This window comes from Sessilibacter sp. MAH1 (assembly GCF_054658315.1).
The window spans coordinates 32,934-47,636 of the sequence record NZ_BAAGIC010000019.1 but is presented as its reverse complement, the minus strand read 5'-3'; the positions used below and the strand labels follow the sequence as shown (position 1 = coordinate 47,636).

The window sequence follows — 14,703 nt, the reverse complement described above, 5'->3', positions numbered from 1 at the left end:
TTTAATCAGAAGACAAAAACTGGAAACCCTAAGTTAATCTTGACTTAGTCACATCCTTGTTTACGTTCTATATCCGATAAATTGCGGCCAGAGAGAACAAGTCTTAGCCATTATTTTCGCTATGCTGCAATTTTAATGTCTCAACAACATTCGTTGATTTAATCCAGCAAACATCAAACTGGAAAAAGTAATTACAAATTTTCTTTTTATGATAATTTACTTTCCATTGTATTCACGTCGAATCTTTTGATTAATACTCAATTTCCTTCTTTTATTTCGCCTGCAACTCTACCTGTATACGTCAAAACTCAACAAATTGGGATTTCATTGAAAATCCGGGCATGCTCATCATGTTCGTCTTACCTAGAGTTTAAAAATAAATCTGTTAGATCAACTCATTAGGCCCAGTGATCATGAAGACTATGAAGAATTTGATGACAGCCGTTGCATTGGTAACCGCAGCGACTGCAAGTGTGACACAAGCTGAAAGTCAGCTGTCTACAACCATCCAAAAAGATTATGACTCCTATTTAGACCCACTGTTTAAGCATTTTCACGCCAATCCAGAATTAAGCTTGGTTGAGAACGAAACCTCTGATCGTGTCGCTAAAGAGCTGAAAAAGGCTGGGTTCAAAGTCACTAAAGGCGTGGGCGGAACAGGTTTAGTTGCCATCATGGAAAATGGCAAAGGCCCTCTGGTTATGATGCGTGCCGACATGGACGGCTTGCCGGTTGAGGAAAAGTCCGGCTTACCTTATTCATCTAAGGCCACACAAAAAGATCCCATTACTGGGAATGAAGTACCTGTAATGCATGCCTGTGGTCATGATATGCACATTACCAGCTTGATTGGCACCGCGCGTAGAATGCAAGCCTTGAAAGATCAATGGTCTGGCACCTTAATGCTCGTGGGACAACCAGCTGAAGAACGTATTCTCGGCGCTCGCGCCATGATGGACGACGGTATTTGGGAGAAATTTGGCGTACCCGATTACGCGCTTGCACTGCATGTAGCTGCGGGTTTAGAGGCCGGTAAAATTAACGTGGTAGAAGGCAGCCCTTACGCCGGCTCCGATTCCGTCGATATTATCATTCACGGCGTTGGCGCCCACGGTGCGAGTCCACACGCCGGTAAAGACCCGATTGTCTTGGGCTCACAAATTGTTCTGGCGCTACAAACTTTGGTTTCTAGAGAATTATCACCGCGCCAACCCGGTGTTGTGACGGTGGGTTCTTTCCACAGCGGCACCAAACACAACATTATTTCAGACGAGGCTCACCTACAGTTAACCGTGCGCAATACTAATCCAGAAACTCGTGAGCTTTTATTGTCAGGCATTAAACGTATTGCCGAAAATATGGGGCGTGTTGCGGGTCTTCCTGAAGATAAGTTACCGGAAGTTATTTTCTCTAAAGAAAGCGTACCACCAACGGTTAATAACATCGATTTAGCCAAGCGCCTTAAGAATGTTTGGACGGCAGAAATGGGTGAGACTTCGGTTTCGAGTCTATTGCCTCAAGGCATGGGCGCTGAAGATTTCCCTATGTTCACTACCGAACCCTATATTCCAAGCGTCTACTTTACCGTTGGCGGAACACCTGCGGAAGATTTAGCCGCCGCCGCAGCCGGTGGTCCAGCAGTTGCCAGTCATCATTCACCGTTATTTAAAATTTCACCGGAACCTTCGGTAACAGCGGGCGTAGAAGCTACCGTACTTGCACTTTTGGATTTAATGAAAAAATAAATTAATCAGAGATTTCAGCAACACAAGGACGTGTTGCCAACAGCCAAATGAAAAAAGATTAACATTGTGAAACAGTTAATCAGCGGCTTTTTAAACACTACCAGCTTTGACTTTTACGGATAAATTTGGAAAAAAATAACTAAGGACTTTACTGGTACAAATTTACACGCCCTTTTTTGAAATTTATTTTTAATGGCACGTTAAAAACAGAGAGATTAGAGCAATGATAAAAACCTAAATATTTTTATTATTGTAAATTCAGACTGCTAATTAAGATTCCGAAGCGTCTTTATCACCCACGTAATGCTTAAAGTTTTCGCGATACTCGTCGAAGTTTTCGTGCAAAAACGATCGAAACTGATCGAGATAGAATTTTTTAGCGTCTTTTTCGTCTTCAATAAAATCTGCTTTAGACTCACTGTTATCAGCAACAATAAACGCTCCAAAGCGCGCGCAAGCATACATAAGAGCTTGATGTGCATCACCCGGATTTAAACCTTCTTCGCAGGCAACATTAGTTTGTTCGATAAGGTTATCTACTAAATTCCACAAAAGATTTTCTGTATTGTTATCGCTAGACGACATTTAAAAATTCCGAAAAAATCGTACTTTCAAAACCTGAACACTATGATTTGCAGAAAGCATTTTCCACAAAATCGCAGCCTATTCGCTGATGATCAAACTTAAGGACTCTCTGATTAACTCATCCGTGATTTAATCAGAGGGCAGAAATTGAAAATACCATTTCCAATTTCTGCACAATTTCAATTACTTACCGTTTTTGAAATTGACGACACATACTTGTATTGCAAGAAACTCTAGCTTGTGTCGCAAGAAACTCTAGGTTAACCAGAGTTTCCTTAACTATCAGCCAACAATATCTAACAACTCAACTTCAAAAATAAGTGTTGAGTATGGTCCAATCTTACCGCCAGCACCGCGCTCACCGTACGCTAGGTGATGAGGCACAAACAAACGCCATTTTGAGCCAACAGGCATCATTTGCAGCGCTTCGGTCCAACCTGCAATTACGCCACCAACAGGAAACTCCGCAGGAGTTCCACGCGCTACAGAGCTATCGAAAACAGAGCCGTCAATTAAGGTACCGTGATAATGGGTGCGAACGGTAGACTCACGGGTTGGCTTTTCGCCGCTACCTTCAACAAGAATTTCGTATTGAAGGCCCGAATCTAGAGAAATAATTCCGTCTTTTCCGGCGTTTTCTTCTAGGAATTTTTGACCTTCAGCGCCAAGTGTTGCCGCTTTTGCTTTTTCTTCTTCTGCCATGACTTGCTGGATGACTGCGAATGCAGCATTAATTGCGTCTACATCAACCGCTAATGGCGCATTGTTGCAGCCATCAATAAAACCCGCCACGGCCGCTTCTACATCAAAACCGGTGAACGGTTTTTCTGAAATACGATCGCCCAACTGACGGCCAATACCGTAACTGGCTTTTTGTTCGTTCGTCGAAAATTTATTCGTCATAGCAAACACTCTTTGTCTATTTAAGATTAAAGAGGCAATCAAATTAGAAAATCGAAACTTAAAAAACTTAGCACGAGCCTTAACTCGTCACATTAACGCTTCATCAAAATAAAGCCTTAATCACTAAACTGTTCAAAAAATTAACCGATTTTGATTAACCTACATAAATGAAAACCCAGCCTAAGCTGGGTTTTTGATGTTCAGGCGGCTTGGCCACCTATGGATTTAACCAACAAATACACGCGCATTTCTGAAAATTCTCAGCCAAGGGCCGTCTTCCTGCCACTCATCGGGATGCCAAGAGTTACAAACTGCACGATACACACGCTCAGGGTGCGGCATCATAATCGTTACCCGACCGTCTGTGCTTGACAGCGCAGTAATACCATCTGGCGAACCGTTAGGGTTGGCCGGATAGTTTTCGGTGACTTCGATGCCGTTATCAACATAACGCATAGCCACCGTACCGGAATCGATACAAGCCTGCAAATGTGTGCCGTCGATAAATTCAGCTTGACCTTCACCATGGGCAACAGCTACTGGCATATGAGAACCCGCCATACCTAACATGAGGATTGATGGCGTATTTTCAATGCGTACCAAGCTAGTTCGAGCTTCAAACTGCTCGGACCGATTGCGTACAAAGCGCGGCCAGTGATCGGCTCCGGGAATCAGCGATTTAAGATTACTCATCATCTGACAACCGTTGCACACCCCCAAGCTAAAAGTTTCTGAGCGAGTAAAAAACGCACTGAACTGATCACGCAATTGATTGTTAAACAGAACAGTTTTAGCCCAACCTTCGCCAGCGCCTAAAACATCACCGTAGGAGAAGCCACCGCAAGCCGCAAGTCCTTTGAACTCACTTAAGTCTCGACGACCACTGAGCAGATCGCTCATGTGCACATCGACAGAATCAAAACCCGCTTTATGGAAAGCAGCGGCCATTTCAACATGACCATTAACACCCTGCTCGCGCAAAATCGCAACCTTAGGTTTTGCACCTAGATTTAAATAAGGCGCTGCAATGTCTTCATTAAGATCAAAGGTCAGACGTGTGCTAAGTCCGTCGTTACGGCCAAGAATTCGATTGAACTCTTGTTGCGCACAAACTGGATTATCGCGTAGCGATTGAATACGGAAGCTGGTCTCGCTCCAAAGCTGTTGCAGATAAGACTGAGCCTGATCGAAAATCACTTCGCCGTTAAAACTGATACGAACTTGGTTCTCGTCGTTCAAACCACCCAAGTCGCGAACCATGACACCAGCATCTGCAAAACGAGAGGTAATTGCTGCCAGGTGCTCTTCTTTAACTTGGATAACTGCGCCAAGCTCTTCGTTGAACAGAATCTCTAAAACCGACTCGCCCATTCCCGATAGATCAATATCAAGACCAACGTGGCCGGTAAAGGCCATTTCTACTAAGGTCGCGAACAGACCACCGTCAGAGCGATCGTGATAAGCAACAACTTCACCGTTTTCCAAGCTTTCTTGCATGGCAGTGAAAAAGCTTTTCAGCACGGCAGGTTGATCAACATCGGGAACTTCATCGCCCATCTGACCATAAACCTGAGCCAAGATAGACCCGCCCATACGCAATTGACCGGCAGCGATATCGATCAACAGAAGTCGAGTATCCCCCAGATCAAAACGCAATTGCGGCGTAACGGTTTTACGTACATCGGTCACCGGCGCAAACGCGGAAATAATCAACGATAGCGGCGCAGTAACTGCTCGCTCTTCACCGTCATCTTGCCATGCTGTGCGCATAGACATTGAATCTTTGCCAACCGGAATGGTAATTCCCAATTCTGGACAAAGCTCCATACCAATGGCTTCAACGGTTCGATACAGCTTTTCGTCTTCACCTCTATGACCGCTGGCGCACATCCAGTTGGCCGACAACTTAATGTCTGAAAGAGATTGAATTCGCGCACTGGCAATATTGGTTATAGCCTCAGCTACCGCCATACGACCAGAAGCAGGTGCATTGATCAATGCCGACGGTGTTCTTTCACCCATCGACATGGCTTCGCCGCAATAGGTGTCAAACGAAGAAGTTGTTACCGCACAGTCGGCCACAGGAACCTGCCAAGGACCAACCATCTGATCACGAACAACCTGGCCGGTAATAGATCGATCACCGATGGTTACCAAGAAATTTTTACTAGCGACGGTTGGGTGCTTTAAAACACGTTCGGCGGCTTCGTTAAGCTCAATGTCTTCACAATTAAAAGCCTGGGTTACGCCGCTGTGTTTATAGGCACTGCGATGCATTTTAGGTGGCTTACCAAACAGCAAAGACATGGGTAAATCCACAGGCTTGGTATCGAAATAGCGATCATTGAGCACAATTTTTTGTTCGCTGATCGACTCGCCTACTACAGCAAAAGGGGCACGTTCGCGCTTACAAATGGCTTCAAATACCGAGAGATCTTCCGGTTTAATGGCCATAACGTAGCGCTCTTGAGATTCGTTGCACCAAACCGCCAAGGGGCTCATACCCGGCTCGTCGTTGGGAATTTCACGCAATTCAAATAAGGCTCCGCAGCCGCCATCTTTAGCAAGCTCAGGGAAAGCATTCGACAAACCACCAGCACCAACGTCGTGAATAAAGGCAATGGGGTTATTCGCACCCAACTGCCAACACTGATCAATAACCTCTTGAGCACGTCTTTGCATTTCTGGGTTTTGACGTTGTACAGACGCAAAATCAAGATCTTCCGACGAATTACCAGAATCCATCGATGAAGCCGCACCACCACCCAAGCCAATCAACATCGCAGGGCCGCCCAATACCACAAGCTTGCAGCCCGGAGCGTAGGTTTCTTGATCAATGTGCTCTGCTTTAATGTTGCCGTAACCGCCCGCAATCATTACCGGTTTGTGGTAGCCGCGACGCTCGCCGTCAAAATCTATCTCAAAGGTTCGGAAATAACCGCATAGATTCGGGCGTCCAAACTCATTATTAAACGCAGCCGCACCTATCGGGCCGTCAATCATAATATCCAGGGCCGAAACGATGCGATTAGGCTTACCGTAGTATTCTTCCCAAGGCTGATTAAAATCGGGAATCATCAGGTTAGAGACTGTGAATCCTGCCAAACCGGCTTTTGGTTTAGAGCCCTTACCTACCGCGCCTTCATCACGAATTTCACCACCCGAGCCGGTACCAGCGCCCGGAAACGGCGCGATTGCCGTGGGGTGATTGTGGGTTTCAACCTTCATTAAGATGTGAACATCTTCTGAGTTAAAACCGTAGGATTGATCGCTAGGATTTGGGTAAAAACGTCCGCAATGGTGTCCGGTCATAACCGCAGCGTTATCGGAATATGCAGAAAGCACATTTTCTGAAGACAGTTTGTAGGTGTTCTTAATCATACCGAATAAGGTATTCGGCTGATCTTGATCATTCAAAGTCCAGGTAGCGTTGAAGATCTTATGGCGGCAATGCTCTGAGTTCGCCTGAGCAAACATCATCAGCTCGACATCAACTGGGTTGCGGCCCAGCTCTTCAAAGCCTTTTAATAAGTAATCGATCTCGTCTTCGGCAAGCGCTAAGCCTAACTCTTGGTTGGCTTTAACAAGACTGTCTCGTCCACCGCCTAAAACATCAATCGATGTTGCCGGTGCCGGCGTTCGGATAACAAACAACTCATTAAGCGCGTCAAAACTATCAAAAATACTTTCAGTCATTGGATCAAACAGTTGCTGACGAAGAATCTCTTGCGACTGCAATTGTCCGGTCACAGAATAAACAATCACCCGTTCAACGCGGGCAACGGATTGAAGCCCAACATTTTTGAAGATGTCCGTTGCTTTTGATGACCAAGGAGAAATAGTACCGATGCGAGGACTTACGATGAACTGTTTCGTAAACTCAGAGGCAATACCGGATGAACTTGCGTCTGTTTTTGGCCCGTACTCTAGCAATTTATCAATAATACTGCGTTGTTCTGGGGTTAGGTTATCGCTAGAAAAACCTTCTCGAAATGAGATGACGTGATAGAAATGTGCGCATACTGACTCAACACTTGAGTCCAGCTCTACCAGTGTCTTTAGGAGTTTTTCGCGGCGAAACGAAGATAGGGCTTCTGTTCCAGGCAGGATTAACATTGATTCAAAATGCCTCAGATCGGGGTATAAACGGACAGAACCGATACTAACCATCAGTACCGGAAAATTTAGGGGCGCAATTGTACTTGAATTGAATACCTCTGGCACCCGAACACCGAACGAAATTTTCAACTCATCTGAACATTAAGTTTGGCATAGCAAAGCGAAGCTATTATCAAGATTTAGTTATATAAATAGCCTTCAAGTGAGATTTAACACATAAATTGCACACAATTTCATTACATCGGCTGATTTTAGTTCGTTTTCCATACGGATTTTTGTGTTTTAGCTCAAATCAACAATGAAAATTTTGTCAAAAATGGTTTGCAAAATTCATCACAAATAAACTTTTTTTAAACATTTTTCGTCTAAAAAAGAAACCGAGTTAGAGCTTTAGTTATCAAAAAATATTGATAACCACCAGCTAGGATGGCGCCCAAAGTAAGTAAGTACTATATCAACCGTAATTTTCAAGACAGGAAACATAAGCAGCTTCTAATTTAGTATCAAAATTTTAGACCGCCGCTACTATAATTTTTAATAGCTTTCAAGCTAGCGCTTCTCGTCTCAGACGATTAAAATTCGCGCACTTTTTACCCAGGCTCGTTCAGTTTTGATTAACTACAGTGCAATTACCTTTAGAGAATGATCCGTAAGATGCCTTTTGTCACGTTCATTAAAAGAGCGATTAAGTTTTCGGTTGCCACAGCATTTGTGGCCGGAATCTGTTCGCCCCTATCCGGTAGCCACCTGCCAACTGAACTTGAAAATGTTTATGCAGACGGATTTCTGAACGTTATTTCACGCAACGGTCCTACAACTTATTTCGAAGGCCCACAGGGTTTAACCGGTCTCGAATACGATCTCGCTAAGGGCTTCGCCGATTTTTTAGGCGTTGAACTTGTCATCCAAGAACAAGAAAATTTAAACCGCATCATCGCCAAGGTAGCTCACAAAGAAGCACACTTTGCGGCGGCTGGTTTAACTGCCTCGTCTGAACGCGCGGAGTTTGTCCGGTTCACCCAAGCCTACACCGACGTCAGTGAACTGCTCATCTATAACCGAAGCAATCCAAAGCCAGAATCCTATGAAGATCTTGTCGGCAAAAAAATTCTGGTGATGGCTGGCAGCGCTCACGCCCAACGACTGCGAGACATTCAAAAAAGCCACCCCAAAATCCAGTGGGCTGAGCACTCCGAAGCTGAAATGGTCGATCTAATCGAGATGGTTCACAATGGTGATATCGATTACACCATGGTCGATTCGAACGTATTCTCGCTAACCGAAAAGATTTACCCCAGAGCTGGGGTTGCCATAGAGCTAGAAGGCAATCAAGGTTTAGCTTGGGCTTTCCCGAATCAAGTTGACTCAAGCCTATATCTTAAAGCCCAAGAATATTTCGACTCGATTAAAGAGTCGGGCCAGTTGGCTAGCTGGATGAGCACCTACCAAAACGAAATCGATCTCGATCAAAGTGGCGCTTTGACGATTGCCAAAAAAATTGAAACTCGATTGCCGAACTGGGAAGAACATCTGCGCGATGCAGGCGCTGAATTTAACTTAGAATGGCAATTGCTGGCGGCGATTAGTTATCAAGAATCTCACTGGAATCCCAAAGCGCGCTCACGCACCGGTGTTCGAGGCTTCATGATGCTCACCCAAGCAACGGCTGCCGAAATGGGTGTTACCAACCGCGTTGATCCCGTACAAAGCATCAACGGCGGCGCCAAATATTTTAAAAGTATTTTCGAGCGTATTCCTGAGCGAATTCAAGGCGAAGATCGAACATTGATGGCACTTGCTGCTTATAATGTTGGTATGGGTCACTTGGAAGACGCTCGTATCTTAACCGAACGCGCCGGTGGCAATCCCGACCGCTGGCAAGAAGTGAAGCAATATTTACCTCTGCTTTCGAAACGTAAATACTATCGAACTGTTAAACACGGCTATGCCCGCGGTTGGGAGCCGGTACAATACGTCGAAAACATTCGCCGTTATTACGCAATCATCACGTGGCACGACACCTTCACCAATAATCGTGCATTGGCTGCCGAATCTACAGAATTACATTCTGATGTTCGCCCGGTTACCTTCCAAAACGAAAGCGAAGATCTAGAAGACTTCAACTATCCTCTTCTTTAATTGCGATCAATTTAAGCACAGCGAGAGCTTTCAGTATCATTTGAGCTGATAGAAAATTAAAAACCCGCTTAAAAACAGCGGGTTTTTTAGTGTTGTTGCGAGGTTTGTTTTTAAGAGAATTATTGCTGCGAAGACTGTTTTTGCTGCTTAATTTGCTTTCTCCGCTCGCTAAAAAAGCTGCTGATCAGATTAGAGCTTTGTTCTGCCAAAACACCGCCCACAACCTCAAGGTAGTGATTACCATAGCCTTCATTAATAAGCCGTAATCGACTTTCAATAGCACCAGCCTTAGGTTCTGTAGCCGCGTAGACAAGCCGCTTCACGCGACTGTGAATGATCGCACCGGTACACATTGCGCAAGGTTCTAGCGTCACATACAAATCACAATCGACTAATCGATAATTACCAATCTTTTGAGCCGCTTGCCTTAACGCCAAAATTTCGCAGTGCGCCGTTGGATCACACAAACTGATCGGAGCATTCCAAGCGCTTGCAATAATTTGTTGATCACGAACGACCAGAGCACCTACCGGAACCTCACCGATTTCGCGAGCTTTTTGTGCCAATTCCAACGCTTGGCTCATCCAATATTCATCGTTCATTGCGTTTACGAATCACGCTGACAAACACGAATTAAAAAATCCGCCTGAACATTTTCACAACCTTGATTCTGCCAATCTAAACGTGATTGTTCAGAGCACTTCCAAACCATGGGTGTCATTGACAACAAGTTTGCTCGTACCGCAGCAGTTGTTAAATGCATAGTGAAATTAACCGGAATTAGCTGTACCTCTTTATAACCATTAGGTACCGGCCAAGGTTCATGTTCAATCGCTTTTGGATAAATAGCAGCTCGAAGCTCTTTTAAATGGGTCATTCCGGGAAAAACTTGCAGCCAATATCCCGAATCTTTAAGCACCTTATTCACCTCATCAACACTTGCAGGAGCAAATACTTGTACCACAAAATCCACCGACTGTTGCTTTAACGGAATTGAAAACACACTGGCAACCGCAGAATGTGCGCGAACAAATTTTTTTGCTGCCGATTTAATGGCTTCTTTAGATATATCTAAAAGGTACCAGCGATCTTTGAGTACTGTATTTGTCTGGACAATACTATTAGAAAAATAACCTTCACCGGCACCTATATCCAAACCCGAATTGAGATTTTTATCTGTAGATATCAATTGTTTAATAACATCAGATAGTGTTTCGGCTAACGGCAAATAATGCCCTTCTGTTAAAAAATCGGTTCTAGCACGAATCATGTCTTTTGAATCGCCTGGATTTTTCGAGCCTTTGTTCTGTACGGGCAATAAATTCACGTAACCTTGCTTGGCTATATCAAAGCTATGATTATTCATACACGATAAGCGATTACCCTGTTTTGATACGCTTTCAGACGAGCCACCGGCAGCGGCGTTGGCACCGTCGATTGATAAAGACTGATTGCACAAAGGGCAGGTCCACCAAATACTCATTGAAAACGACTGCTCAACTTTTCCAATTCAATATCCGAGGGAACTCGAATAAATTCAAAGCGCGGCACAGGTTCGTCATTCACCATTACCGATTCGATAAACATTTTAAGAGGACGTACCCAGACATCGTATTTTCCGTACAAACAGCGATAAACCACCAAACGCTCTTCGGTTTCGCTGTGTTTGGCAATGTGCATTACCAAATATTCTTTACCCTTGTAATGTTTATAGATTCCAACTGGAATGGTTTTGGTCATACAATCAAACTCAAATAAATATGTTTTTCTGAATATTGTCATGTTACCGTTTGTCTTGACGAAATCCTAGCGACTGCGAACGGTATCAAGTGCTTGGCAAATCTCTTGAACTCCAACCATAACGCGTGTGGTGTGACGAACTAAATGATCTGCATTAAATGAATAAATATGTTGGTTTGCAACGGCAGAAATCGATTGCCACTTTTGCCAATCCTCTATCCAGTCGGCCGTGCCATCACGCTCATCGGTGCCAATAATAATAGTCGGATTTTTAGCAATGACAGTTTCGATTGAAACTAACGGAGCTTTTGCAATGGCATCGGCAAAAATGTTTTCACCTCCGCATAAATCAATAATGTTGCCAATCAATGTACTGTTATTGATGGTTTGTAAAGGATTATCCCAAACCTGAAAAAAAGTTTTTACGGCTGGCTGATTGGCATAGTGTTTTAATTGATTTAATTGCTGCAAAAAAGATTCTGCTTCTCGATTCGCCATTGCAGATAAACCGAATAAAACACCCAAATTTTTCAGTTCATGAGCAATACTGTCGAGATTTTTAGGCTGCGACCAGTAAATGGGAATGCCTAGCTCTTCAAATACCGATAAGCCGGAATAATTGCTACCATCGGCCCAAATTAAAATTAAATCCGGTTTGAGAGATATAATTTTTTCGATATTTAACGCCTGAAAATCGCCGACGTTCTCAATCAACTGTGCCTGTTTTGGAAAATCACTAAACGCAGAAACACCTACCAAAAAATCACCACCGCCAATCGTAAATACATTTTCCGTTAAATGAGGTGACAAGCTTATCACGCGACGGGCAGGAACTTTCAATTTCAATTGATGATCTAGATCGTCTATCACTACAATTGAGTCAGACTCCATAGGAATTTTTGCCGAGGCCACACTCGAAACAAAAGCGAAAAAGACACAGCTGAGAAATGAAATAGCTCTAAATATTTTTTGCATTAATTATTAACTGAGTAAATCGGTGATGTGTTAGATATTTGAGAGAAAACAGATAACACTCTAAGAAAATTCCCAGAGACAGCTTTTTAACTGCCACCAAGAACAATTTAATTAAAGAACCACTTGATTAAAGAACAACTAGACTAATCGCAAACGTGCTCTTTAAGTGCTTTTTTAACGTCCTTAATTCTTATTTGTCGTAATTGTTCGGCTAAATCTAAGCCACGATAACCCTTATCAAGCAAGGGTTGCACATCAACAGATTTTGCAGCATGAAGAGCCGTTAATAAATATTGTGCCTGCGGATAGGGTTTATTTTCTAACCCTAATCGACCCCGAGCATCAGACTCGCAGGCAGCAATAAATTGCTCAACACGCACCGGACGCCGAAAGCCATCTAAGTCTTCTAACAATCGTAAAACACTGCTCGGCTTCATCTCTTGCAAACAGTGCGCTCGTAAATGATGTTTGGTTACCGCATTGGCCAGCTCTCGATAATCTTTGGGAACTCGCAAACGTTTTGATACCGCGTCGCTGAGTGGTAATCCCAAATTTTCGTGATCAATATGTTTTGGCCATAATTCCCTTGGCGTAATACCTTTTCCTAAGTCGTGAAGTAATACGGCATAGGTAATTAAAGCATCATTAAAAGCCCTACGTGCGTAATCAATGCTTAGCATCACATGTTCACCCGTGTCGATTTCGGGGTGATATTGTGCCGTCTGAGGAACACCAAACAAGGCATCCAGCTCGGGTAATATTTTTCCGAGTGCATCGCAGGCTTTTAATACTCGGAAAAACTCACTGGGGTTCGGTTCGGTCAGTGCTCGCGAAATTTCTTTCCAAACTCGTTCGGGCGTTAATGTATTTAACTCGCCTTGCTGGGCCAGTTGATTCATTAACTCAAGTGTAGAAGCATGAACAGAGAATCCTAAATCTTTATAGCGAGCCGCAAATCGAGCCACACGCAAAACTCGTAGTGGATCTTCGACAAATGCAGGCGAAACATGACGTAACACTTTCTGATTTAAATCGTCGATACCACCGTAGGGATCAACATAGTCACCGCTGTCGTTTTTAGCAATGGCATTAATCGTCAGATCGCGACGAATAAGGTCTTCTTCAAGAGTAATATTGGGATCAAAGTCGCACATAAACCCCTTGTGACCTGCCCCAGATTTGCGCTCGGTACGCGCAAGTGCGTATTCTTCTTTCGTGACGGGATGTAAAAAACACGGAAATTCATTGCCAATTTGTTCATAGCCTAAACGTCGCATTTCTTCAGGCGTAGAGCCAACCACCACCCAGTCGCGATCGGCAACGTTTCGACCGAGCAATTCGTCACGAACCGCACCGCCGACTAAATAAGCTTGTAAATAATGATCGCTTTTATGCACCAAACTTCTAACCTTATATTGTGTTTACACTCGGTATTTATGAAATAACCATCAATACCGAATTTATTCCCGAGATACTCAAGCGCAAGTTTGTTTTAGGAACCTCTGATTAACTCATCCATGATTTAATCAGAGGACAGAAATTGAAAATGCGATTTCCAATTTCTTTACAATTTCAATCACTTACCGTTCATGAAATTGGCGACACATCCTTGTGTCGCGAGAAACTCTGGGTTAATCAGAGTTTCCTTTAATTTTTTGGATATTCTATAGAATTAATCATCCAAACTTTTGAACCCATGTCTGTTTTTACCAGCGCTTCGTCATCCACTTCTTTTTTTAATAGTGCACGCGCCATGGGCGAGTCGATTGAAATATAATCATTGCGATCAAAAATTTCATCGTAACCGACGATTCTAAAACGCTTGATATCACCGTCTTCATTTTCAACCTCGACCCAAGCGCCGAAAAATACCTTACCTTCCTGCTGAGGATGATAGTCAACAACTTTTAAGTGCTCGATAGATTTTCGTAAATAACGCACCCGTCGATCAATTTCACGCAGCCGTTTTTTGTTGTATTGATAATCGGCGTTCTCGCTGCGATCACCAAGACTTGCCGCCCAAGAAACTTTTTTTGTAACTTCAGGGCGTTCTTCTCGCCATAAATAATCAAGTTCTTTTTTTAACGCTTCGAAGCCTTCGCGGGTAATAAGCGGTGTTCTCACAATATCAAACCGTCGGGAAAATAGTTCTAATGTATTTAGGAGCCGTTGATTAACTCATCCATGATTTAATCAACGGACAGAAATTAACAATGCGATTTCCAACTTCTTCACAATTTCAATCACTTATAGTTCTTGAAATTGGTGACACATCCCTGTGTTGCCGGAAACTCTAAGTTAATCAGAGTTTCCTTTAGTATTATAAATACCCATTGAAAATAAAAACTCTTTGTAATTAAGTAACTTAGATAGTCTCTAAGTCGTTAAAGGCTTACTTTCTTGGGGTCATGTTAACAAATCACCGTCATGAATCCCATGGCTTGTAGGCTTGGTTTTAGTACGCTTTTCCGTTAGTGTTTCGACCATTCAAGTTTAC

At 43.5% G+C, this 14,703-nt stretch carries 11 protein-coding genes; 2 read left to right on the top strand and 9 right to left on the bottom strand.

The window, feature by feature from the left end; genetic code table 11:
- The first annotated feature begins 413 nt into the window (after positions 1-413).
- Positions 414-1,745 carry an amidohydrolase gene (locus tag ACYQ28_RS16535; RefSeq protein ID WP_460051986.1) on the top strand — a complete coding sequence of 444 codons (1,332 nt, stop codon included), beginning with the start codon at positions 414-416 and terminating at the stop codon, positions 1,743-1,745.
- Positions 1,746-2,015: 270 nt separating this feature from the next.
- Here the strand turns inward: ACYQ28_RS16535 and ACYQ28_RS16530 are convergent, their stop codons facing one another.
- The 3 genes from ACYQ28_RS16530 to purL form a co-directional block, all read right to left on the bottom strand.
- Positions 2,016-2,330 (bottom strand): DUF3144 domain-containing protein, encoded by a 315-nt coding sequence (locus ACYQ28_RS16530; RefSeq protein ID WP_460051984.1) that lies wholly within the window; start codon positions 2,328-2,330, stop codon positions 2,016-2,018.
- Between the two features lie 282 nt (positions 2,331-2,612).
- The gene (locus ACYQ28_RS16525) at positions 2,613-3,233 is read right to left on the bottom strand and encodes an FKBP-type peptidyl-prolyl cis-trans isomerase (RefSeq protein ID WP_460051983.1); all 621 of its coding nucleotides are present in this window, start codon (positions 3,231-3,233) and stop codon (positions 2,613-2,615) included.
- A gap of 225 nt (positions 3,234-3,458) precedes the next feature.
- Entirely contained in the window at positions 3,459-7,349 is a 3,891-nt protein-coding gene (gene purL / locus ACYQ28_RS16520; RefSeq protein ID WP_460051981.1) for a phosphoribosylformylglycinamidine synthase, read from the bottom strand.
- A 657-nt stretch (positions 7,350-8,006) separates the two neighbouring features.
- On the opposite strand from purL, the gene mltF reads away from it, so the two are divergent.
- Positions 8,007-9,491 (top strand): membrane-bound lytic murein transglycosylase MltF, encoded by a 1,485-nt coding sequence (mltF, locus tag ACYQ28_RS16515; protein ID WP_460051980.1) that lies wholly within the window; start codon positions 8,007-8,009, stop codon positions 9,489-9,491.
- Positions 9,492-9,610: 119 nt separating this feature from the next.
- Here the strand turns inward: mltF and tadA are convergent, their stop codons facing one another.
- The 6 genes from tadA to greB form a co-directional block, all read right to left on the bottom strand.
- Complete coding sequence (tadA, locus tag ACYQ28_RS16510; protein ID WP_460051978.1) at positions 9,611-10,093, bottom strand: tRNA adenosine(34) deaminase TadA; 483 nt, start codon at positions 10,091-10,093, stop codon at positions 9,611-9,613.
- 5 nt (positions 10,094-10,098) lie between these two features.
- On the bottom strand, positions 10,099-10,974 hold the full coding sequence (locus ACYQ28_RS16505) for a putative RNA methyltransferase (protein ID WP_460051977.1): 876 nt from the start codon (positions 10,972-10,974) through the stop codon (positions 10,099-10,101).
- A complete protein-coding gene (locus ACYQ28_RS16500) occupies positions 10,971-11,231 on the bottom strand; it encodes a DUF1653 domain-containing protein (RefSeq protein ID WP_460051975.1) in 261 nt (86 codons plus the stop codon). Before ACYQ28_RS16500 ends, ACYQ28_RS16505 begins: the two co-directional genes overlap by 4 nt.
- 66 nt (positions 11,232-11,297) lie before the next feature.
- The gene (locus ACYQ28_RS16495; RefSeq protein ID WP_460051974.1) at positions 11,298-12,122 is read right to left on the bottom strand and encodes a cobalamin-binding protein; all 825 of its coding nucleotides are present in this window, start codon (positions 12,120-12,122) and stop codon (positions 11,298-11,300) included.
- Positions 12,123-12,349: 227 nt separating this feature from the next.
- Positions 12,350-13,603, bottom strand: coding sequence for a multifunctional CCA addition/repair protein (locus tag ACYQ28_RS16490; RefSeq protein ID WP_460051972.1), 1,254 nt, complete (start codon positions 13,601-13,603; stop codon positions 12,350-12,352).
- 250 nt (positions 13,604-13,853) lie between these two features.
- On the bottom strand, positions 13,854-14,330 hold the full coding sequence (greB, locus tag ACYQ28_RS16485; RefSeq protein WP_460051971.1) for a transcription elongation factor GreB: 477 nt from the start codon (positions 14,328-14,330) through the stop codon (positions 13,854-13,856).
- Between the last annotated feature and the right edge of the window lie 373 nt (positions 14,331-14,703).